A 22,656-nucleotide genomic window follows, 5' to 3' on the forward strand; every position below is an offset into this window, starting at 1 on the left:
ATCCTCGCGATGGCCGCCGCCGAGCTCGACCGGCTCGGCACGAGGTCATGATGCTCGACCTGCTGGCGCCGGATTTCTCGGCCCGGCTCAACGCCCTGCTGCCGCGGCGGGCCGAGACGATGGCGCTCGGCTTCTCCGGCATCGGGCTCGACATCCACACCAAGGACGGCAAGCTGTTCTGGGACGTCGCGCAGATCCCCGTCTTCACCTGGTTTTGCGACCACCCCTGCTATTTTGCCAAGCGGCACGGGCTCGAGAGCCGCTATGCCGCGCACGGCTACGTGTTTCCCGACCACGCCGCCTTCAACCGCGATCATCTGGGAGCCAATGGCGCTGTCTTCGCGACCCATATGGGCATCCCCGATCCCGGCTTCTTCGGCGGCCTGCCGCCCGAGCAGCGCAACGGCCGGCTGATCTTCGCCAAGTCGGGCTGGAATCCGCTGGCGCTCGAACGCGGCTGGCGCAAGACGATGCCGCCAAAACTGTTCGGCCTGCTGTTCGATGCGATCGCCGAGGCGCGCGGCAAGACCTGCGGCGCGTTTCCCAAAATCATCGTCGACGTGGCCGAGCGGCACCTCGTCTATCTGAAGCCGGGCGGCGACCTGTTCAACGTGATCCTGACCCGGCTCGACAATTACACGAGAGGGGTGCGCACCCGCGAGGTGGGCGCCGTGCTCGCCGACTATCCGGTCGATTTCATCGGCGGTGGCTGGAGCGATCTCGACGTCACCGGACGTCCGGCCCGCGTGCTCGGCGCGATGACCTTCGATGCGATGCGCGAAGGCCTCGGCAGCTATCTCGCTGCGGTCTCGCTCAATCCGAATATCGACCTGTCGGTGCATGACCGGGTGTTCTTCGCGCTCGGTGCCGGCACCGTGCCGGTGTTCGATGCCAACCGCTTCTCGGCCGCCGAGATGCCGCATCTCGCCGGCTTCACCTTCGGCCAGGACACGGCAAGCGTCGCCGCCGCCGTCGAGGCAGTGCTGGCAGATCCTGCCGCGGCGCAGGCGGCGACCGCCACCACCATGCGCGAGCTCTATCCGCGCTTCTCGATGCAGCGGTCGGTGCAGGAGATCCACGAGATCACGCGGTCGATTGCGGGCGCCGCCGGCGCCAATCTGCTGCCGGCCGAGCCGGTGCCGGCCGGCGTCTGGACGCCGAAGCAGGCGGCCTGATCGCAAGCCGCCATTTCCGTGGCTGGCTCGCGCGCCCTGCGATACCATGGACCCGTTACCTCCGATCGGGTCCAGCATGAACCGCCGCGCGTTTGTTTCGGGACTGGCCGTCACCGCTGTGCTGGCGGGCCTGGCGTCAGCGCCGGCTCTGGCCGACGGCAAGCGGGTGGCGCTGGTGATCGGCAACGGCGCCTATACGAGCGTGCCGGCGCTGTCCAATCCGCCTGGCGACGCCGGCGATGTCGCGGCGGCGTTGAAGCGGCTCGGCTTCACGGTCACCCTGATCACGAACGGACGCTTCGACGAGATGCGGCGCGGCCTGATCGCGTTCGGGCGCGCGGCCGCCGGCGCCGACATGGCGGCGGTGTATTTCGCCGGCCACGGCATGGAGATCAACGGCGACAACTGGCTGATCCCTGTCGATGCCGAGCTGAAGCGCGATACCGACGCCGCCAATGAAGCGATCAGCCTGCAGAGCGTGATGCTGCAGGTCGCAAACACCACAAGCCTCGGCCTCGTCATCCTCGATGCCTGCCGCAACAATCCGTTCGCAGCTAAGATGAGCCGCTCGCTCGCGACCCGCGCCACAGCGAGCAGCGGGCTCGGCCGCATCGAGCCGGTCGGCAACGTGCTGGTCGCCTATGCCGCGCGCGACGGCACCACCGCGCTCGACGGCGACGGACGCAACAGCCCGTTCGCCGCGGCGCTGTTGCGCAACATCGAGGCGCCGGGCGTCGAGGTCACCTTCATGTTCCGCAACGTCCGCGACGACGTGATGGAGGCGACGCGCAACGAGCAGCAGCCCTTCGTCTACGGCTCGCTGTCGCGCAAGGCGATCTATCTGGCGGGCGCACCGCCGGCCGAGAGCGTGGCCGCGAAACAGGCGAACGCGATACCGGCCGCTGCGGCTCCGGCATTGTCGGCGCCATCAGCAACGTCAGCCGGCGCGATCGATCCGGCGCTGGTCGGCACCTGGGAGATCATGGTGCCTGGCGGCCACGGCCGGTCGCGCTGGATCTGGCAGATCATGGCCGACGGTGCTTACAAATTCCACGCCGAGCCCGCCCGCTCGGCGCGTCCGCATGAGGGCACCGTCAGCTTCGCCAACGGCCGCTGGGCGCTGCATGCGCTGCGGGGCCTGAAGAATTACAGCGACGGCGGCTCCTACGAGACCCACGACACGACGGCAGTGATCACGGGCAAGCTCGGGACCGGGTACTGGAAACGGAGTGGGGGGTGAGGCGGCGCTACTGTGAGGGGAAGGGCGACTGCCCCACACCGGCGACCAACAGATTAAGGGAATGGCAACGCACACGGATTTAGACACAACATCCGATCATCCAAGCAGAGGTTGTTCGAAGAACATACATGACGCGGATATCTTTCAAGGGCGTTGCAATCGGCAACGTCGTCGACATCGTCGCCTCGAATGTTGTGATGCTGCCTGTCGTGTTCTACCTGCTGGCCTCTGCAAAGACGGGGTCACCGACCGATCAAGGCGCCGCGTCTGCCGTGGAGGCCCTCAAGACAGGCAATGGCTTTCTTGCAGCGTCGAGCATCCTTGGCGGGCTTTGTTCGATCCTTGGCGGCTACGTTTCCGCGCATATTGCAAAGCACGATGAAACTCTAAACGGGGCGCTCTCGTCGATCCTCTGCGTCGGCTTCGGCATCTATGCTCTGGTCAACGGCACCGGCCACCTTTGGCTGCATTTGCTCTACCTGCCGCTGAGCCCCGCACTCGGCGCGCTCGGCGGCTACCTGCGGTCGCGGCAAACCGCGCGCATCAGCTGATCAAATGTGGCGCTGAGGGAGAATGGTGCCCAGGGGCGGCGCCTAATAAATAAGTCAAGCCACTGAAAACGTTATATAAATTCGACATCATCGAAACGCCGTACCAACCTCAATACCAACTTTTGTACGCGGCACCGTGCGGTAGTGGCGGCTGATTTCACTTGGTCGAAGAAAGTGCCGAACTTGGCGGCTGCTTTGCCGGCCGCTCGGCAGAGGTTTGGCTATATGCAGTTGCCTTCCTGAGCGGGCTTGGCGCGCTCACCATGGCACCAGAGATCTGCTCTGGCCAACGTGCAGGCCTCCCAATGTCGGACGATCAAGCTATCGCTCGTTGAACAATCAATGCCGCCATGCACCACATATTCAGATCACGGCTTCGCCGGTTCGCTCTTCTGGGATGGCGCGATATCGCGTCGGCGCCCTTCGGCTACGTGATCGAACTTGTAGTGATTGATAGCGAACGCCAGCCGCTCGGCGTCCCCTGCGTCCGCCAGACGGAGGGTTGGCTGGACGCTGCCACGATGCAACCTATTACCGTGTCGGCGACGCACTGGCGCTACTGGCGGCCTGACATGCTTCCGATGTGCTGCTGCTGATAATGGCGCGGCTTTCTTGCCATCAACCGGCTGGTCTCGGTCCTGCTCCTGCGGTCACGGGTGCCGCAATCGCGGCGGACGGACTGGACACTCGTGCTGGCTCTCGCCCGCACGCCGCTGATCATCGCTCGGTGATTTCACTGTTTTATTTTCACTACTTGGATCGGCCCTGACTGCTGGCGGGCTCATCGTCGGCGATGGCGCGCCAGGCTGCGCCGTCGAGATCGTCGTACTGACCGCTTTTGAGTGACCAAAGGAAGCCGAGCAGGCCGACAAAGCCGAGCGCGATGGCCAGCGGCACCAGAATGACCAGAATTTCCATCAGACCGTCTCCCTCGCTCGCGCCCTCAGCGCGTTGAGCATCACGATCACCGACGAACCCGACATGGCGGCCGCTGCGATCAGCGGGGTGACCAGGCCTGCAATCGCGATCGGCACCGCCAGCACATTGTAGATCACGGCGAGCCAGAGATTCTGCCGCATCAGCCGTAGCGCCTTGCGCGATACCTTGACCGCTGCCAGCACCGGCGCGAGGGGTTCACCAAGGAAGACCGCGTCCGCGACCGCCTGGCTCAAATGCGTGGCCGTGACGGGCGACATCGAGGCGTGCGCCGCGGCCAGCGCCGGTGCATCGTTCAGGCCGTCGCCGACCATCAGCACCTTGCCGCCCCGGCGCGCCAATTCCTCGATTCGGGAGATCTTGTCGACCGGAGAGACCTCGGCGCGCCATTCATGTACGCCAAGCATCATGGCCGCCAGCCGAACCGCGGGCTCGCGATCCCCCGACACGATCTCGACGACGACACCCATGCGCACCAACCCAGCCACCACATCAGCCGCGTCCGGCCGCAACAGTTGCCGGACCGCGAACGCGTATTTGCCCTCGCCATGACTAAATGCAACGACGGAGGCCTCCGGATCGTGGCAAAGAATCTCGTTGGCGAGGTCGTCGGCGCCGCAGAACGATGGGCGTCCCAACCGGATCGGACGTCCGTCGTAAAAGCCGTGGACGCCCTGGCCCGGCTCTTCCTGGATATCAGGCAATGGAGAGGCCGCTCCCGCCTTGCGCGCCACAGCGACAGCAACCGGGTGCCGGCTCGAAAGCGCCAGCCGGCCCGCGAGCCGCACGACATCGTCGGGGATGTCGGAGAGGTTGGCCACATCGAGCTCCGGCAAGGTCAAGGTTCCCGTCTTGTCGAAGATCACCCGGTCGATCTCGGCGATCCGCTCGATCGCATCGCCGGCGTTGAGCAGCACGCCCGAACCGAACAGCGCGCCAGACGCGACGGTCTGCACCGCAGGAATGGCAAGACCCAGTGCACAGGGGCAAGTGATGATCAGGACCGCTATCGCCGTCACAATCGAATCATGAAAACTCGCGCCATAAGCTAGCCAACCCAGCACCGTCAGGAGCGCGGTCGCGTGCACGACCGGAGCGTAAAGCCTTGATGCGCGCTCGGCCAGACGCAGATAGCGCGAGCGCGCTTGCAGCGCGTGCTCAAGCAGCCCGGAAATCTCGTCCAGCAGCGTGCCGCCCGAGACTGCAGACGCGCGGACGCGCAACGTGCCGGAACGCACCAACGTGCCGGCGAATACGGCGCTGCCGGGCGCGACCATCGCCGGCATCGTTTCGCCAGTGATGAGGCTCTGATCGACCTCGGAGCGGCCCTCGATCACGTTGCCGTCCACCGCGCAGCGCTCGCCGGGTCGCAGCAACACGATATCGCCAGGCCGGATCGCGGCCGCCGGAACGGTTCTGATCTCCGTCGGGCTGATGAACTTCGTCGCGGTTTCCGCCTTTAAGGCCGCGAGGTTCCCGGCAAACGCGCGGGTACGCCGCCGCATGTTCTGATCGAGGTACCGGCCGGCAAGTAGGAATGCGATCAACATGATCGCGGCATCGAAATAGGCATGCTCGGCGTTATTGACGGTCTCGATCACCGAGGTTGCCAGCACGAGCACGATACCGATACTGATCGGCACATCCATGTTGACGCCCCGCGCCCGCAGGGCTGACAGCGCCGACGAGAAGAACGGCTGCGCCGAATAGGCCGCCGCCGGCAGCACGATCAGGGCCGACAGCCAGTGGAAGAAGTCGCGCTGCTCCGGCAGCATGTCGGAAACATTGCCAGACCACACGGGAATCGACAGCATCATCACGTTCATCGCGGCAAAAGCGGCGACGCCCAACCTGCGCAACAAGCCCTGCGCCCGCTGCCCTTCCCGTGTTTCGGCATCGTCCCGTTCGAATGGATAGGCCTTGTAGCCGAGCTCCGCGAGCCGATTCACAAATAGCGCCGGATCGAGCGCGCCAGCCTTCCATTCCAGCGCAAGGCGGCTGTCGGTCAGATTCACGCGGGCCAAGGTGACGTCCGGTATGGTGGTCAGACTGCGCTCGATCTTGGCCATGCAGCCCGCACAATTGATGCCCTCGACCGCGAGATCGAGATGGACGATCCCGGTGCCCGCGTTCTTCAGATAATGGGAAAAATCGATATCGGCTTGCATGCGGGTCGCCCTCAGTTCAGCAGAACACGATTTCTGGACAGGAACATGCGGTGGCCGTCGGCATCGCCTTCGATCACAAGATCCCACTGTCCTGCCGCGACGCCGTCGACGCGACCACGATAGCTTCCAAAGCCGGCCTCACTGACCTCGATTGATCGATCGGCGCGACGATCGGTCGGCCGCTCGAGCCGAGCCAGAAACTTCATCCCCATCAGAGGTGCGCCGGCGTGGTCATGTGCCTCGAGGACGATTGCGGCGGCGCCATCAGGCCGTCGATCAATGTGCGCCTGTACCTGCCAGTCGCGCTCGTTCTGCTGCCTCGCCGCCACGATCTCGCGCTGATAGGCGAGGCTGGCGCTATAAGCGCTGTCGACCTCGGTTCCCGACAGCGTCGTGATGGCAAAGCGCATCATGACCATGTTCACGCTGATCACGACCGCAAAGAACGCGATCGTCGTGACCAGGACGAAACGTCCGGTGATGGGGCGAGCGGCTGTACTTGAGGCTGCCATGGTGACAATCCGTCGTTATGGAAGAACAAAATGGTCGGTCGCGGAGGCGACTTCTCCGAGACCAATGTCAGTGATACGGAATATGATCGGCACGGACTTCTCTGCCTTTTCATCGATCGGCGCCGTCACCAGCACTCGCAACTCGGTGGTAGTGTCGCGCGCAAGGACGATCATCGGCCGATCCGGTGTTACAGAGTCCGCGCCGATGACGTGCAGCTTTGCATCGGGCGGACCGTCGACATCGATTGCGATCACACGGTCAAAGCCACGCTTGTTGAGGAGGCGCAACGTGTAGCCGTTGCGGATTCCTCCGTCGCTGAGACGGACCGCGACCGGATTGCGGTCGTGCAGCACGTTGACGTCGAGCAGGGTCCGCGACATCAGAGCGTAGAGCATCACCGCGCAGACCACGGTGATCAGGCTGGCATAGACGACCGTCCGTGCACGAACGGGCTTGAAGATCTCTTTCTTGCCGGCGAGACGGTGCTGGATATTGATGTCGTTGTCGTATCCGATCAGGCCGGCCTTGCGGCCGACCTTTGTCATGACTGCGTCACAGGCATCGATGCAGAGGCCGCACTGGATACAGTCGAGCTGGGCACCATCGCGGATGTCGATACCGGTCGGACAAACCGCCACGCACTGGTTGCAATCGATGCAATCGCCCGCCTTCTCGCCAAGCGCGCGGATGTCAACCGCCTTCTTCACTGAGCAACGCGGATCGCCGCGATCATATTTATAGGTGACGTTGAGCGCCCATTCGTCGGTCAACGCGGCCTGGATCCGCGGCCACGGGCACATATAGACGCAGACCTGCTCGCGCATGTAGCCGGCCAGAAAATAGGTCGACGCGGTCAGGCTCGCGATCCAGATATAGGCGATCGCCGGGGCCTGAAAGGTCGCCAGATCGCGTACCAGGGTCGGCGCATCAGCGAAGTAGAGCACCCAGGCTCCGCCGGTCCACCACGCGATCATCAGCCAGATCGCGTGCTTTAACACACGGCGACCGGCGCGCTTTACGGTCATCGGCCCGGCGTCGGCCTTCATTTGTGCGCGGCGGTCGCCTTCAACCAGGCGCTCGACGGCGTAGAACAGATCGGTCCAGACCGTCTGCGGGCAGAGATAACCGCACCAGATCCGGCCGCCGAGCGCATTCATCAGGAACAAGATCAACGCTGCGAGCACCAGAAGGCCGGTGAAGTAGTAGACTTCCTGCGGCCACAGCTCGATGAAGAGAAGATAGAAGCGGCGGTTTGGAAAGTCGATCAGCACCGCCTGGTTGGGCGCACCGAGGCCCCGATGCCAGCGTACGAAGGGCAGCAGGTAGTAGACGCCGAGACAGACGGCCATCAGCCGCCATTTGATCGAACGGAACCGACCCGAGACGCTCTGCGGATACACCTTCTTGCGCGCCGCGTAGAGCGGCCCGTCTTCGTCGGTTATGAATTCATCAGGCGACACGGGCTTGTTCATGGGTCTGCTCGAATGAGGCTCCTGTTCAAGCCTACAGCCCCGCGCAGGGCTCGGATTTGACCTTGGTCAACGATCCGAGGCTCAGCCCGCGACGGCGGCTACTTGCCGCCGCCTAGCGAGTGCACATAGACCGCCAACGCCTTGACTGTGACCGGGTCGAGCCGGCCGACCCAGGCCGGCATGACGCCGGCACGGCCGTTGGTGATGGTCTCGACCAGCGTCTCCTCGTCGTAACCGTAAAGCCATATCTGGTCGGTCAGGTTCGGCGCACCGAGCTCCGGGTTGCCCTTGCCGTTGTCGCCGTGACAGCTAGCGCAATTCTCGGCAAAGACCTTCTTCCCTGCGGCGGCGTCGAACTTCGGTGCGGTGGAAAGGCCTGAAAGCGAGCGCACGTAATTGGCGACGGTGACGATCTCGTCCTGCTTGAGAACCCCGTCGCGACCGAACGCGAGCATCTGCCCTTCGTGGGTCTTCGCGTGCCCTGAGCGTGCGCCGAACTGGATCGTCTGCATGATCTGGTCAAGCGACCCGCCCCACAGCCAGTCGTCGTCGTTCAGGTTCGGGTAGCCCTTCGCACCCGCGCCACCGCTGCCATGGCAGGGCGCGCAATTGTCGGCGAACACGGTCTTGCCGCGGGCACGCGCCAGCGCCAGTAGAGCCGGATCCTTCTCGATGTCGGCAAGCGACGCGTTGCCTAGCACGGCCATCTTCTCGCCGCGCAGCTTTTCCAGATCGGCAAGGTCGGTCGCGACGCTCGCCCGGGTCGAATATTGGAACAGACCCGTCGTGTAGCCCGAGACCAGCGGCCAGGCCGGGTAGACGACCCAGTAGCCGATCGCCCAGATGATCGTTGCATAGAACGTCAGGACCCACCATCGCGGCAATGGCGTGTTCAGCTCCTTGATGCCGTCCCACTCATGACCGGTCGTGCTGCGGCCGGATACACCGTCGATATCGTTGTGCTCGCTCATGTCCATCAGTCCTCACGCAGCGGCATACGCGCTGCGGCATCAAAGAAAGATTTGTTGCGCGGCCAAAGCGCGTAGGCGACGATGGCGACGAAGATCCCGACGAAGATCGGGGTCCAGAGGGTACCGACCAGGCTCGACGCGAAACTCTCGATTTGAATGATCGCTTTCATCTTCATGCCTCGTCAGCGCAGATTGGCTTTTTCGTTGTAGAGCTTGAAGTCGACGAGCGTGCCGAGCATCTGCAAATAGGCGATCAGGGCGTCGAGCTCGGTTGGATTGCCGGCCTTGCCATCAAAGTTGCGTACCAACGCCTTCGGGTAGCGCTTCTGGAACGCATCGGAGCCGGGGCTGTCGGGGTCGACCTGCGCCTTGAGATCGGCGGCCGCGTTGGCAATCTGCTCGTCGGTATAGGGCACACCGACCGCACGATTCGTTCGGAGGTGGGCCGCAGCGTCCGACGGGTCGAGTTCCGTCTTCGCAAGAGCCGGATATCCGGGCATCACGGATTGCGGGACGATCGATCGCGGGTTGATCAGGTGCGTGACGTGCCAATCGTCGGAGTACTTGCCACCGACGCGCGCGAGATCTGGCCCGGTGCGCTTGGAACCCCACTGGAACGGATGGTCGTACATGCTCTCCGCGGCAAGCGAATAGTGGCCGTAGCGTTCGACCTCGTCGCGCAGCGGTCGGATCATCTGCGAATGGCAGAGGTAGCAGCCCTCGCGGACATAGATGTTGCGACCGGCGAGTTCGAGCGGCGTATAGGGCCGGACGCCGTCGACCGCTTCGATCGTGCTCTTCAGATAGAACAGCGGGGTGATCTCGACGAGTCCACCGATGGCAATGACGACGAGAATGCCGGCGATCAGGATGATCGAGTTCTTCTCAAATATCTTGTGTCGATTCCAGAGAGACATATCGTGACCTATTCGGCAGGCTGGAGGACAACGGCGCCCTCAGATTCGCTGGCTTGGCCGGCATTGACCGTCATCCAGAGATTGAAGGCCATGATCAGGGCACCGGCCAAGAACAGCGCGCCTCCGGCCGCACGGATGATGTAGAACGGATGCATGGCTTCGACGGACTCGATGAAGGAGTATTCGAGGAAGCCGAGCGACGTGTAGGCACGCCACATCAAGCCTTGCAGGATCCCCGACACCCACATCGCGGAAATGTAGAGCACGACGCCGATGGTCGAGATCCAGAAGTGCCAGTTGACGAGCTTCAGGCTATAAAGCTGGCGATTCCAGAGCCACGGGACGAGGCAGTAAAGTGCGCCGAAGGAGACGAAGCCGACCCATCCCAGCGCGCCGGAATGCACGTGACCGATGGTCCAGTCGGTGTAATGGCTCAGCGAATTGACCACCTTGATCGACATCATCGGGCCTTCGAAGGTCGACATGCCGTAGAAGGCGACCGACACCACCATCATGCGCAGCACGGGATCGGTGCGCAGCTTGTCCCAGGCTCCCGACAACGTCATCAGGCCGTTGATCATGCCTCCCCAGGAAGGCATCCAGAGCATGATCGAGAATGTCATACCAAGGGTTTGCGCCCAGTCCGGCAGCGCCGTGTAGTGCAAGTGATGCGGGCCAGCCCAGATGTAGAGGAAGATCAGCGCCCAGAAATGGATGATCGAAAGCCGGTAGGAATAGACCGGACGCTCCGCCCGCTTCGGAATGAAGTAGTACATGATCGCCAGGAAGCCGGCAGTCAGGAAGAAGCCGACAGCGTTGTGGCCATACCACCACTGGAACATGGCATCCTGCACGCCGCCCCAGGCAATGTAGGACTTCGAGCCGAGGAAGGAGACCGGAAGCGCGGCGTTATTGCCGAGATGGAGCACCGCGATCGTGACGATGAACGCCAGATAGAACCAGTTGGCGACGAAGATGTGCGGCTCCTTGCGCTTCACCAACGTCATCAGGAACACGAGCAAATACGTCACCCAGACGATCGTCAGCCAGAAGTCGGCCACTCCGGTTCGGCGTATTCCTTCGACTGGGTGGCTCCCAACAGATAGCCGGTGCCGGCGATCAGGATGAAGAAGTTGTAGCTGACCACGACGAACCAGGGCGCGAGGTCACCAGCAAGGCGCGTGCGGCAGGTCTTCTGCACGACGTAGAACGAAGTTGCGATCAGGACGTTGCCACCGAACGCGAAGATAACAGCCGATGTATGCAGCGGCCGCAACCGGCCGAATGTTGTCCAGGGCAAGTCAAAATTGAGCGCGGGCCACGCCAGTTGCATTGCGATGATCAGACCCACGGTGAAGCCGGCAATGCCCCAGAACATCGCTGCGGCGGAGGCGAACTTGATCGGTCCGAAGTTGTAGTTGGGACGCCCACCGATCTCCGCCGGCGGCAATGCTGCGGGACGGTCAAGGTAGCGATTGCCGATCACAACCACAGAGATCAGGCTGGCGGCGCAGGCTAGGAATGCATGAAACGAAAATGCCGTATCGCGCCCCACCGCGGCCCCAAGGAAGCTAGCGCAAGCAAACACCGCGAGTGCCGACATCAGGCCGGCCTCGCCCATCGTCATCGACTTTGAAACGGAGGATGGACTTGTCATGTGGAAGCTTTCCCTGGATGCGGTGACGTCATCGAAACCACGATCTCGCTGGCAGCCGCTAGATCGGCATTAATTCCTGAGCTAGGTCGCGCGCCATTGGCACCGCGGCTCAGCGCGGTGAGTGTCAATTCGTTCGGACAGTACCTGGCCGGACTGGCTCGCATTTCTCGCGCGAGGTCGGTAGCGCAGCGCCTCTTCTCGTGGCATAGGCCACACACCCGCTGCAGATCACGCAGCACGTCACTATGAGACGTAGCGAGCGCCTCCTCTGACAAACCTACATGTTTGAGACGCTTACTCAGCAATTCAGGCGCCGCCCGGCCGCGAGCGAGCGCTCGAAGATCCGATGTGGAAAGATTGAGCTCGTGGGCGATCTCATCGACCTCCCGAGTAGTCATCAGATCGAACTCGTGCCGGCGAGCAAGAAATGCTCGCAAACGGGCGACAAGATTCTCGAATTGCGGCGAGCTATTGCTTTCCGATCTATCGGCCATTTTTCAAACCCCTTATTGCTCTCCCGTAGCGGATGACTGAAATTGCCGATTTGACCTTGGTCAATCACGTGATGTCGCGGCAGTCGAACGCAACCTCCACTTCAGGCCGCTAGCCACCCCATGCGGACGGCAATGCCGACGGCATTCGAAGCTCCATCGAATCGGCAAAGATCGTCCAATCGCGGATGCCCTTCTGTCTGCAGAAGTCGGCTTCCGCGAGCTGCGCGGCCACGGAAAGCGAAGCGGCATCGACCTTGAATGCAGCCTGACAGGCGCGATGTTCATGGCCGGTGTCGTCGCAAACGGTCTTGATGAAACGGACGTCAAATGATGGCATGGCACCCTCTCGTGGGCTGATTCCTTGATATCCACGCTGCCATTGATGCAAGAGGCCCGTATTGATCTGTCGCAACTGAATGCTCTGGGGTGCAGCCGTCGTGTCGCGGAGGATATCGAAACCGAGCAGAGAGCAGACCACGAGCGGCACGGTTTTCGCGACGTGCGGCTCACATGATCGCGACTACGGCCGAACGAGGTACTATTCGTGATGAGATTTCCAGTCTGCGGATGACGGCCGGACTGCAGGGATAGACGTCGTCCTGCTGCTTACGGTCCATCCAGAGGCAGCGATCGCAAGACCAACGATCGCGCAGATCGTAAGCAGCGTTGCGGCGAATCCCAGGACATCTGCGCTGACCACCGCCGTCACGATCAACGCGATCAGCAGGATTGCGGGGCGAGCGATCATCCTGCCATCTCCTGCGCAGCTTTCGCGGCAGCCGCCCGTTCGTCTTCCGCGGATTGAATATAGAAGCCGGAATAGGTGTCGACATAGCAGAGATGGTCGTGCACTTCCCTGACGCCGGATGTATTTTCCGCGGCAACGATAGCCGCTTGCCTTGCCCGCTCGTCCATGATGATCCCGCGCAGGTGTACCACGCCATTGCGTACCGAAACCTGCAGGCCCAGCGGACACCAGTTTGCTGCGTCGAGTGCGCGCACGATTCGATCATGAATGTGCTTGTCATCCGCCGTGGGGTCCGGAATCTCGCGGGCGACGGACGCAACTGCCCGCAGCAGGTCGGCACGCGTGACGATGCCGACGAGGCGCCCGTCGCGCATCACCGGCAGCCGTTTGACGCCCTTTTTCTCCATGAGCTCGACCAGCTCCGGCAGAGACGTTTCTTCAGTGACGGTGACCGGATCATAGGACATGATCTCTCCGACCTTACGACCGCGTTCATGGACAAAGTCCGTGGCCGCATGGCCGGAGCCGAGAAGGAACTGAAGCCAGCGGGCGCGCCGGCGCCGCGTCCCGATCTCGCTCCGCCGCAGAAAGTCGCCTTCCGACATGATGCCAACTAATCGTCCGGCCGCATCGACCACCGGGAGGCCGCTGACTCGGTGATCCATCATCAGTTTGGCGGCGTCCATAATCGATGTGTCGGTTCCGACGGTGACGACATGTCTTGCCATGATCTGATGTGCGCGCATTGCCAGTTTCCCTTTCTCGCCAGGCACGTTCGCATCAAATCGGCTTGTCGGTGTTGATCTCCCTCAACGGCCTCGTTTGAGGGGGATCAAGGCGTAGCGACGTTAATCGGACGTACATGTCACGTTGTCAGGAGAAGAGGATCATGCTGCAGAACCTGCTTGCCTCAATCGGAGTACTCGCGATCATTATCGTGACTTTTGCCCGGATGACCTTCCAGGCAAGGCGCCCCCCGCAAGAGCAGCTGGCCAGGTCAAAGACGCTGCAAACGCTTCGTCGCCGGCGGCCGTTCTAGAGCGCTCTCACCTGTCCTAACCCACCTGTCCGAAATTTGACCTGCATCAATGCGGAGCGAGTGCCGCCGCTTGAGATTGTCCGTCCGTCAGGATCGTGCAAATGGCAGACAGAAGGGCTTGGCGCCCCATTATCTTTTCGTGTCCAACTACCGGCGATCGGGTTCAAGGCCTGCTTCCCGACGACACGTCCGAGCCAGCGGCTGACGATCTGCACTCAATCTCCTGCGCCGCGTGCGACGGCGTCCATTTCTTCAACCTGAGGACCGGGAAAGTCATCGGTCCCAAGCCCGTTTGAGTGATCGTTAGCTCCGGTGCAGGCCAGAAGCTGTCCGGTTGACACATATCAACACACCCGCACCCGCGACATGGGAAATAGCAACTTCCCTCAACGAAGGATGTTGAACATGACAGATCTTAGCGATTCCCGTCCCATTGCCGACGCCATCCAGAGCTGCGCGAAGCGGGCGATGGTCGTTCAGTCGAATTTCGCGGAAAAGCTGATTGAGGCAAACCGGCACTGGTTCGAACAGATCCAGATCGAATCGACCGAAGCCTGGGAGCTCTTCCGCAAGTTTAATTCCGTTGCTACCGTGGCTGAAAAGATCACGGCTTTGCAAGACTGGACCAAAGGTGTCACCGCGCGCAGCGCAGACGACGCGACGTACGCGATCGAGACCGCGCGTTCGTTGGGCACCATTGAGCTCAACCTATTTGCTCGACAGACCGGCGGTGCCGACGGGGCACCTCCGAAAGCCGCCTGACGTGCCAACACACGACGCCCCTGAGCGCCCGGAGGCCGGCGTCAGCGAAACATGGGAGGGGGTCGCGACCGCCCCCTTCGATCGAGACCTTGAGCTCGCCGTGATTGAGGGCAACGCAATTCACAGGCTCGTCTTTCCCTGCCGTCGCATCCTGGACGGCTGGATGAAATCGGAGAGCGCCGAACGCATCGTGGTGCAGCCGACACATTGGCGCGCCTGGATGAAGTAGGTCACGAGCCGCAGCCATTGGCTTCAAGCGTCCGAACGGTGTATTATCGCACCGTCTGAGGGCATTGCCCCGGGGGAATATGTCCGACCGCATCTGGTACCGCTATGGCACTGCCGCGGCAGCGGCCGCGCTCGTTTTCGCAGTGCGCGCGGGACTCGATAACTATTTCGAAGATCGGACTTTCACGATCATATACGTTCCAGCGGTGCTGTTCGCCGCCTTCGCCGGCGGCCGCGGTCCGGCGATTCTCACTACCATACTATGCCTCGCCGTCAGCGCTAAGTTCCTCGGCAAAAGTCTGGTCACCGAACCTGCGAATCTGATCGATACTGCATGTTTTGCGGTCCTCGGCCCCATTCTTGGCTTCATGGGCGACCGGCTACTGAGGGAAAGCGATCAGGCGCGAAATCGCCAGGCCCATCTACAATCCATCCTGGACACGGTCCCCGACGCCATGATCGTGATCGATGATCATGGCATTATTCGCTCCTTCAGCGCGGCCGCCGAGCGCCTGTTTGCCCGGAAAACCGACGAGGTCGTTGGAAAGAACGTTTCGAGCCTGATGCCCCAGCCGTATCGCGGCGAGCACGACCGGTACCTTGAGCGTTACCTTACGACCGGCGAACGCCGTATCATCGGCATCGGCCGCATCGTGGTCGGAGAGCGGAGTGACGGCTCAACCTTTCCGATGGAGCTTGCCGTCGGCGAGGCCAAGGTCCGCGGAGAGCGCTTTTTTACCGGCTTTATACGAGACCTCACCGAGCGTCGCGCGCAAGAGCGACGGCTTCAGGAGCTGCAATCCGAGCTGGTCCACGTGTCGCGGTTGACCGCAATGGGCGAAATGGCATCCTCTATCGCCCATGAGATCAACCAGCCGCTGTCAGCCATCACAAACTACATGCGCGGCGCAAAGGTACTGCTGACGTCAGAGGCCCTGGACCCTACGCGAATTCGCGACGCGCTCGAGCGGGCCGCGCAACAAGCGTTGCGGGCCGGCGACATCATCAAGCGCCTGCGTGAATTTGTTGCCAAGGGCGAAACGCAGCACTCGCTGGAGAGCCCGGTTACTCTGCTCGAAGAGGCGGTCGCACTTGCGCTGCTCGGAGCCAAGGAACAAGGAGTTCGGGTAGCGATCCGCAGCGACCGGGATATACCGTCGATCATCGTCGATAAGATCCAAATCCAGCAAGTCGTACTAAACTTGGTTCGCAATGCGATCGAGGCGATGGCCTCCAGTCCGCGCCGTGAACTGACGGTTGGAGTGAGCAAAGCGGATGGAGTTGCGACATTCACAGTTGCCGACTCCGGACCGGGCATTAGCCCTGATATCGCCGACCGCCTGTTCCAGCCGTTTGTCACGACGAAGGAGCAAGGCATGGGCGTCGGTCTCTCGATATGCCGGACCATCGTAGAATCCCACGGTGGGCGCATCGTAGCGCTTCCAAACACTGGGGGCGGAACGGTATTTCAGTTCACCCTCCCATTCGCGGAGGACGGAGAAGAATCATGAGTACGCGGCGCACAATTCTTGTAATCGACGATGACCCCGCGATGCGGGACTCGCTCGCTTTCCTCCTCGAGGTCAACGGCTTTGCTGTAACAACTTACGAGACGGCAATCGATTTTCTCAATGATTTCGGAAGCAAAACGGTCGACTGCATCGTATCTGATATCCGTATGCCCGGCATGAGCGGCCTCGAACTGGTTCGCAAACTCAAGGCAGACGCAGCACCATGTCCTGTCATCCTGATGACTGGCCATGGTGACGTCGCACTTGCCGTTGAAGCGATGAAGGCCGGTGCGGTTGACTTCATCGAAAAGCCATTTGAGGACGAGGCGTTGCTGCGCGCAATCGGCGAAGCCTTGCAGACACAGTCGGCGGCGCCGGCCGACGGTACGGCCAGGCGTGAGGCCGAAGTTCGCCTGGTGGACCTTTCGCCGCGCGAGCGCGACGTCCTGCGGGGGCTCGTGGCTGGCAAGATCAACAAGGTGATCGCTCACGACCTTGGGATCAGCCCGCGAACAGTCGAGGTCTACCGGGCGAACCTTATGGCCAAGACCAATGTGCGCAGCATGTCGGAGCTAATGCGGATCGCGATCGCTGCCGGGCTCTAACCATAGGCCGCCTCGCCCAAGGTCTCAGTTATTATACGTAGTTTCAGTTGTCACGCTATCCAAAACGGCACCGCCTGACCGACAAGCTTGAAAGGGGCATCGATGGAGAAGATCACACATTTCATTGCCCTGCCGTACGACCGGACCGATGGCGAACTCGTTCCGGGCCAGCTGGCAAAGTGCGCCAGCCCAGCCGCGGCGATTGAGCACGCCAAGCACTTATGGAAGACGTTCGGCCACGCTGGTGCTGTGGCAGTCGTCCGTACGGGCCATCCGGAGGCGCAAATTACCGTGCTGAGGACGTATGGCACAGTGCCGAACGACCTGCAGCAAAAACGGTCTTCTCCTGACTTCGAGTAAAGACCCAATCTGCGATTTATTGCGCTAGCTCAAATCGTCGCCCGCCATAGCATGCTTGAATAGAATTATTAGGACGATCGACCTCTCCTTCCTGGGGGTTGAATCGGTATTCAATGCGCGGCTTTTGCCGGGCATCCTCTTGTCTCGCCTATCATGATAAAAAATCGGCAGGACAGCTGATAGGCAACGCGTATTGCCACGATCGCGTGGGCCGCGCCAGATCAGCGCCAGGCCGGAGTATACCCTGACGCCAACGGCCGCCGGAACTCTTGGGACGCGCGTGCAAACCTCGCCTCGCAGGAGCCCGGTTCCGCTTTCGAACAATCCAGCTCTGCGTGCTTGAACGTCCCGTGTTGGTGGGCGTTGGCAGTAACGCTGACGTTTCGGCTCGAATTGGCGTGCATCTTTGAGCTGGCTCAAACCATTCCCGTCATATTCGCCTTCTAACGTGGAACTGATAGCTGCGTCCGAGGTCATCCCTGAATCCTGGGAGAACGACATGCAATCTGCGACCACTCCAAACGAGCAAGCACGCGCGGAGGATCTTGACCTGCTCGATCGTTATTGGCGAGCCGCCAATTATCTCTCCGTTGGACAGATATATTTGCTTGCGAATCCACTCCTGAAAGCGCCGCTGAAGCCGGAACATATCAAGCCGCGCCTACTCGGGCATTGGGGCACCACACCTGGGCTCAACTTTATCTATGCACACCTCAATCGTGCAATCCGCGCTTCCGACCTTAACATCATCTACATTTGCGGCCCCGGCCACGGCGGTCCCGGCATCGTTGCGAACACCTATCTCGAAGGCACCTACACCGAAATCTATCCGGAGGTGACGCGCGATGCGGACGGCTTGCTCAAGCTGTTCCGCCAGTTTTCCTTCCCCGGCGGCATTCCAAGCCACGTGGCGCCGGAAACGCCCGGCTCGATCCACGAAGGCGGTGAGCTCGGCTATGCACTGGTTCACGCGTATGGCGCAGTATTCGACAACCCCGACTTGATTGCCGTTTGCGTCGTCGGTGACGGCGAGGCAGAAACCGGCCCGCTCGCGGCGTCCTGGCATTCCAACAAGTTCTTGAACCCGGTGCAGGACGGCGTCGTGCTGCCAATCCTGCACCTCAATGGCTACAAGATCGCCAATCCTACCGTGCTGGGGCGGATGGACGACGAGGAAGTCCGCAACCTCTTCACTGGCTATGGCTACGAGCCGCTATTCGTCGAGGGCGACGATCCGCATGCCATGCATCGGTTGATGGCCGACACGCTCGACACCGCGCTCGCCGGCATCCGCTCGATCCAGCAAGCCGCGCGCCAGCTGACCGGCGGCCTTATGCGACCGCGATGGCCGATGATCGTGCTGCGCAGTCCGAAGGGCTGGACCGGACCGAAGGAAGTCGACGGGCTGAAGGTCGAAGGCTTCTGGCGTGCACATCAGGTGCCGATCGCCAACCCGCGCGGCAACCCCGAGCATCTAAAACTGCTCGAACATTGGATGAGCACGTACGAGCCCGAAAAGCTGTTCGATTCGAACGGCCGGCTCGTACCTGAATTGCAAGCCCTTGCGCCCGCAGGCGACCGTCGGATGGGGTCGAACCCGCACGCCAACGGGGGCCTCCTGAAGCGGGAATTGAAACTGCCGGATTTCCGTTCGCATGCGGTCGAGGTCACCGCTCCGGGTGGCGCCGTCGCCGAAGCCACGCGAGAACTCGGCAAGTTCCTGCGCAAAGTCGTGGAGCTGAATGCGGAGGCCCGCAATTTCCGCATCATGGGTCCGGACGAAACCGCATCCAACCGGCTCGACGCGGTCTTCGAGGCCACCGACCGAGTCTGGATGGAGGGCATCGAGCCCTATGACGTCCATCTGGCTCATCAGGGACGAGTGATGGAAGTCCTAAGCGAGCATCTCTGCCAGGGCTGGCTCGAGGGCTACCTGCTTACCGGCCGACACGGCTTCTTCTCCTGCTACGAAGCCTTCATCCACATCGTGGATTCGATGTTCAACCAGCATGCCAAATGGCTGAAGGTCTCGCGCGCGCTGCCCTGGCGACGGCCGATCGCGTCGCTGAACTATCTCCTCACCTCGCATGTCTGGCGCCAGGACCACAATGGATTCAGTCATCAGGATCCTGGCTTCGTCGATCTCGTCACCAACAAGAAGGCCGATATCGTCCGCGTCTACTTCCCTCCTGATGCGAACACCCTGCTCTGGGTCGCGGACCACTGCCTGCGCACCTATGACCGCATCAATGTGATCGTCGCCGGGAAGCAACCCGCGCCGCAATGGCTTTCGATGCGCGATGCGATCACTCATTGCGAGGCGGGCATCGGCATCTGGAAATGGGCCGGCACCGAAGCAGTCAACGCCGAGCCGGACGTGGTGATGGCCTGCGCCGGCGACGTTCCGACGCTGGAGACGCTCGCCGCCGTCGATCTGCTCCGCAAGGCGTTGCCAAAGTTGAAGATCCGCGTCGTCAACGTGGTCGACCTGATGACGCTGCAGCCGACAGAGCAGCATCAGCACGGCCTGTCCGACCGCGACTTCGACGGCCTGTTCACCCGCGACAAACCTGTCATCTTCGCCTATCATGGCTATCCCTATCTGATCCATCGCCTGACCTACAGCCGCACCAATCACGATGGAATGCACGTGCGGGGCTTTGCGGAGGAAGGCACCACCACGACGCCGTTCGACATGGTGGTGTTGAACGGCCTCGACCGCTTCCATCTCGCCATCGAAGCAATCGAGCGTGTGCCGGGACTCGACATCGCAGCCGCGCACGTCAAGCAGCAATTCCGTGACGCCCTGATCGAGCATACGCGCTACGTGCGCGAGCATGGCGAGGACATGCCGCAGATCCGTGACTGGGTCTGGCCGACCAGCGCCGCCGGGACGACATCGCGCGAGCCCGGGGACTGACACGCCGCCAACCCGAAAGAGACCGCCGATGTCCGACAGCGTCCTGGTGCTCAACGCCGGCTCATCCAGCGTCAAATTCGGCCTGTTCGACATCGCGCCGGCCGAGCCAAAGCTGCGATGCAGGGGCTTGCTCGACGAGCAGGAGAAGGTCCCGCGCATCGTCGTGAGCGATGCCTCGGGCAAGCAGCTGTTCGAGAAGCGTCACGCGAGCGGCACGCCGGACGACAACGGCCTGCTTAGCGACGTATTTGCCTGGATCGAGGACTATCTCGCCGGCGGCAGGCTCGCCGCCGTCGGCCATCGCATCGTCCATGGCGGGCGCGCGTTCTATGGGCCGGTCGTCATCGCAGGGCAGACTCTCGCCGCGCTGGAGGCGTTGACCCCACTTGCGCCGCTACATCAGCAGCGTTGTCTGGCGCCGGTCCGGGCCGTGCAGTCACTGCAGCCGGAGCTGACGCAGATCGCCTGCTTCGACACGGCCTTTCATCACGGCCTGGCCCCGCCCGTGAGCCGCTTTGCCATCCCGCGGCAGTTTGAGCAGCGCGGCATCCGCCGCTACGGTTTCCACGGCCTCTCCTTCGAATACGTCGCCAGCCGGCTCGCCGCGATCGCGCCGCGATGGGCCGACAAGCGCGTCGTCGTGGCGCATCTCGGCAATGGCGCGAGCCTCTGCGCCTTGCGAAAGGGCGGCAGCGTCGACACCACGATGGGATTGACCCCACTCGACGGTCTCGTGATGGGGACACGCTGTGGAACGATCGATCCCGGCGTGCTGCTTTATCTCATGCAGGAAGAGAAAATGTCGGTCGATGACGTGCAACACCTGCTGTACGAGGGCTCGGGCCTGCTCGGCGTCTCCGGGGTGTCAGCAGACATGCGCGCCCTGCTGGCGAGCCACGACCCTGCGGCTCGCGAAGCCGTCGATCTCTTCACATTTCGTGTCGCCGCAGAAGTCGCCGTGATGGCAAATACCCTCGCCGGCCTCGATGGCCTGGTGTTCACCGGCGGCATCGGCGAGCACGCCCCGGAAATCCGGCAGCGCATCTGCGATCGCCTCTCCTGGCCGGGGTCCGCATCGATGCAGCCGCGAATGCTCAAGGCGCGCAGCGTATCGCCGCGAAGGGCAGCCCGGTCAATGTACTGATCATTCCGACCAATGAGGAAGTCAGTATTGCGCTGCACTGCCGCAGCCTGCTGGTCACAGGTCATTAGGTCGCAACGACCTTGGCCTGGCGGCAGCCGCCGAGCTTGTGAGACGCTGCATCGATCTGATTCAGTCCATCGCTGCAACCCACATCACGAGTTCCCTTGCGAGGGCGCCGAAAGCCTTATCGAAGGCGGCGGCCCCCTCGGAGGGCGTCAGCGAGTTAATTTCCTCGGATCCCGCGAGAAGCTTCGCGGCCTTTACCTGACCATTTCGATCCACGATTCTCGCGGACAAGGAGATCGTCGCGCGCGGTTGAGGCCCCTGCACAATTTCGAACCGGCGCAGGTCGATCAGCAGACGCGGCGCACCCTCTACGCCGCTGTCAGCGCGCAGTGGCGCATGCTGGACGTCGTAATTCTCGAAGCTCTGCAGCAACCGCGCCTGTACCAGCACCGGGAGACTGTCGCTCCACTGCGCACCTTCGAATCCCTGAGTTTCCTCATCCCGCGTGAACAAGAAGCGCTGGGTCTGGAGGCGGGCGATCGCGGTCGGCTCCGCCATCACCAGCTGCACAGGCAGATTCGCATGGCGTTGCGCTCCGAAGCTGTCCACGGCGTGAAGGTCATACGCCACCTTGCGCGGCGCGGGCGCAGCCCCGCCGGTCATGCGTTCCAGCCCGGTCACGATGCCGTCGAGCTTCGGCGTGTTGCGCGCGAGCCCTTCGGCGAACGTGCTGAGATTGTCGATCGTGCTGTGCAGCGGCGCCGCGTTCTCGGACAGGACTGCATCGACCCGGCGTAGCGCATCGCGGGCAGCCTGCGTCATGCTCCGCCCGGCCCCCTTTTCGGCCACCAGCGGTTCGCGCGCCGGCGGCGCCTGGGGATCATCACCGCCTTCCAGCGCGATCACCGGAACACCGGTCAATCCCTGGAAATCGAGGCCGACACGCGTATCGGTATGCACCGGCGTGCGGTCGGCGACTGCGATCCTGGCGCGAACCTCGCGTGGGCGTTCCGGAACCAGTTCGAGGGCCGTGACTTCGCCGACGCGGATACCGTTGAAGAGAACGCCTGCCCCGACGAGCAGACCAGGCACGGAGTCGGTAAAGATGAGCTGATATGTCTCCTGCTTTCCGATTCCACCGAAATTGTTGAGCCAGTAGACGAAGCCGAACACGGCGACGATTGCCGACAATACGAATGCACCAACGACAATGTAGGGCGCGCGGATTTCCATATGCGT

20 protein-coding genes and 2 pseudogenes are annotated in these 22,656 nt (G+C 62.2%); 10 read left to right on the forward strand and 12 right to left on the reverse strand.

The window, feature by feature from the left end; genetic code table 11:
• Positions 1-50: 50 nt before the first annotated feature.
• The 3 genes from HAP48_RS10640 (at position 51) to HAP48_RS10650 (ending at position 2,966) form a co-directional block, all read left to right on the forward strand.
• Entirely contained in the window at positions 51-1,175 is a 1,125-nt protein-coding gene (locus HAP48_RS10640; RefSeq protein WP_166213812.1) for a hypothetical protein, read from the forward strand.
• Positions 1,176-1,251: 76 nt separating this feature from the next.
• Positions 1,252-2,415 carry a caspase family protein gene (locus tag HAP48_RS10645; protein WP_166213811.1) on the forward strand — a complete coding sequence of 388 codons (1,164 nt, stop codon included), beginning with the start codon at positions 1,252-1,254 and terminating at the stop codon, positions 2,413-2,415.
• Between the two features lie 197 nt (positions 2,416-2,612).
• Positions 2,613-2,966, forward strand: coding sequence for a hypothetical protein (locus tag HAP48_RS10650; RefSeq protein WP_166213810.1), 354 nt, complete (start codon positions 2,613-2,615; stop codon positions 2,964-2,966).
• Positions 2,967-3,716: 750 nt separating this feature from the next.
• On the opposite strand, the gene ccoS is transcribed toward HAP48_RS10650, so the two are convergent.
• The 11 genes and pseudogenes from ccoS to HAP48_RS10705 form a co-directional block, all read right to left on the reverse strand.
• A complete protein-coding gene (gene ccoS, locus HAP48_RS10655) occupies positions 3,717-3,884 on the reverse strand; it encodes a cbb3-type cytochrome oxidase assembly protein CcoS (protein WP_166213809.1) in 168 nt (55 codons plus the stop codon).
• Positions 3,884-6,070: a heavy metal translocating P-type ATPase gene (locus tag HAP48_RS10660; RefSeq protein WP_166213808.1), complete on the reverse strand. Its 2,187-nt coding sequence runs from the start codon at positions 6,068-6,070 to the stop codon at positions 3,884-3,886. The genes ccoS and HAP48_RS10660 overlap by 1 nt, the downstream gene beginning before the upstream one ends.
• 11 nt (positions 6,071-6,081) lie before the next feature.
• Positions 6,082-6,582 (reverse strand): FixH family protein, encoded by a 501-nt coding sequence (locus tag HAP48_RS10665; RefSeq protein WP_166213807.1) that lies wholly within the window; start codon positions 6,580-6,582, stop codon positions 6,082-6,084.
• A gap of 15 nt (positions 6,583-6,597) precedes the next feature.
• Entirely contained in the window at positions 6,598-8,055 is a 1,458-nt protein-coding gene (gene ccoG, locus HAP48_RS10670) for a cytochrome c oxidase accessory protein CcoG (RefSeq protein ID WP_166213806.1), read from the reverse strand.
• Positions 8,056-8,153: 98 nt separating this feature from the next.
• Positions 8,154-9,026: a cytochrome-c oxidase, cbb3-type subunit III gene (gene ccoP / locus HAP48_RS10675; RefSeq protein ID WP_166213805.1), complete on the reverse strand. Its 873-nt coding sequence runs from the start codon at positions 9,024-9,026 to the stop codon at positions 8,154-8,156.
• A gap of 5 nt (positions 9,027-9,031) precedes the next feature.
• On the reverse strand, positions 9,032-9,196 hold the full coding sequence (locus HAP48_RS10680; RefSeq protein WP_166213804.1) for a cbb3-type cytochrome c oxidase subunit 3: 165 nt from the start codon (positions 9,194-9,196) through the stop codon (positions 9,032-9,034).
• A 12-nt stretch (positions 9,197-9,208) separates the two neighbouring features.
• Entirely contained in the window at positions 9,209-9,943 is a 735-nt protein-coding gene (gene ccoO, locus HAP48_RS10685) for a cytochrome-c oxidase, cbb3-type subunit II (RefSeq protein WP_166213803.1), read from the reverse strand.
• A gap of 8 nt (positions 9,944-9,951) precedes the next feature.
• Positions 9,952-11,570, reverse strand: a pseudogene (gene ccoN / locus HAP48_RS10690) (cytochrome-c oxidase, cbb3-type subunit I).
• A 633-nt stretch (positions 11,571-12,203) separates the two neighbouring features.
• Positions 12,204-12,581: a hypothetical protein gene (locus tag HAP48_RS10695; protein ID WP_224497007.1), complete on the reverse strand. Its 378-nt coding sequence runs from the start codon at positions 12,579-12,581 to the stop codon at positions 12,204-12,206.
• A gap of 51 nt (positions 12,582-12,632) precedes the next feature.
• A complete protein-coding gene (locus HAP48_RS10700) occupies positions 12,633-12,842 on the reverse strand; it encodes a hypothetical protein (protein ID WP_166202916.1) in 210 nt (69 codons plus the stop codon).
• On the reverse strand, positions 12,839-13,588 hold the full coding sequence (locus tag HAP48_RS10705) for a CBS domain-containing protein (RefSeq protein WP_166213802.1): 750 nt from the start codon (positions 13,586-13,588) through the stop codon (positions 12,839-12,841). Before HAP48_RS10705 ends, HAP48_RS10700 begins: the two co-directional genes overlap by 4 nt.
• Before the next feature lie 143 nt (positions 13,589-13,731).
• Between HAP48_RS10705 and HAP48_RS10710 the strand changes: the two genes are divergently transcribed.
• The 7 genes and pseudogenes from HAP48_RS10710 to HAP48_RS10740 all read left to right on the forward strand — a co-directional run bounded on the left by HAP48_RS10710 (position 13,732) and on the right by HAP48_RS10740 (position 21,479).
• Complete coding sequence (locus HAP48_RS10710) at positions 13,732-13,881, forward strand: hypothetical protein (protein ID WP_166202914.1); 150 nt, start codon at positions 13,732-13,734, stop codon at positions 13,879-13,881.
• Positions 13,882-14,286: 405 nt separating this feature from the next.
• On the forward strand, positions 14,287-14,643 hold the full coding sequence (locus HAP48_RS10715) for a hypothetical protein (protein ID WP_166213801.1): 357 nt from the start codon (positions 14,287-14,289) through the stop codon (positions 14,641-14,643).
• Between the two features lie 308 nt (positions 14,644-14,951).
• Complete coding sequence (locus tag HAP48_RS10720) at positions 14,952-16,382, forward strand: PAS domain S-box protein (protein WP_166213800.1); 1,431 nt, start codon at positions 14,952-14,954, stop codon at positions 16,380-16,382.
• Positions 16,379-16,987 (forward strand): response regulator FixJ, encoded by a 609-nt coding sequence (fixJ, locus tag HAP48_RS10725; protein WP_166213799.1) that lies wholly within the window; start codon positions 16,379-16,381, stop codon positions 16,985-16,987. The genes HAP48_RS10720 and fixJ overlap by 4 nt, the downstream gene beginning before the upstream one ends.
• Positions 16,988-17,089: 102 nt before the next feature.
• Entirely contained in the window at positions 17,090-17,347 is a 258-nt protein-coding gene (locus HAP48_RS10730) for a hypothetical protein (RefSeq protein ID WP_166213798.1), read from the forward strand.
• Between the two features lie 499 nt (positions 17,348-17,846).
• Positions 17,847-20,267 carry a phosphoketolase family protein gene (locus tag HAP48_RS10735; RefSeq protein WP_166213797.1) on the forward strand — a complete coding sequence of 807 codons (2,421 nt, stop codon included), beginning with the start codon at positions 17,847-17,849 and terminating at the stop codon, positions 20,265-20,267.
• A 28-nt stretch (positions 20,268-20,295) separates the two neighbouring features.
• Positions 20,296-21,479: pseudogene (locus tag HAP48_RS10740) on the forward strand (acetate/propionate family kinase).
• Between the two features lie 61 nt (positions 21,480-21,540).
• Here the strand turns inward: HAP48_RS10740 and HAP48_RS10745 are convergent.
• The gene (locus tag HAP48_RS10745) at positions 21,541-22,650 is read right to left on the reverse strand and encodes an ABC-type transport auxiliary lipoprotein family protein (protein ID WP_166213796.1); all 1,110 of its coding nucleotides are present in this window, start codon (positions 22,648-22,650) and stop codon (positions 21,541-21,543) included.
• Positions 22,651-22,656 lie beyond the last annotated feature (6 nt).

It is taken from the genome of Bradyrhizobium septentrionale (assembly GCF_011516645.4).
GTDB lineage: Bacteria > Pseudomonadota > Alphaproteobacteria > Rhizobiales > Xanthobacteraceae > Bradyrhizobium > Bradyrhizobium septentrionale.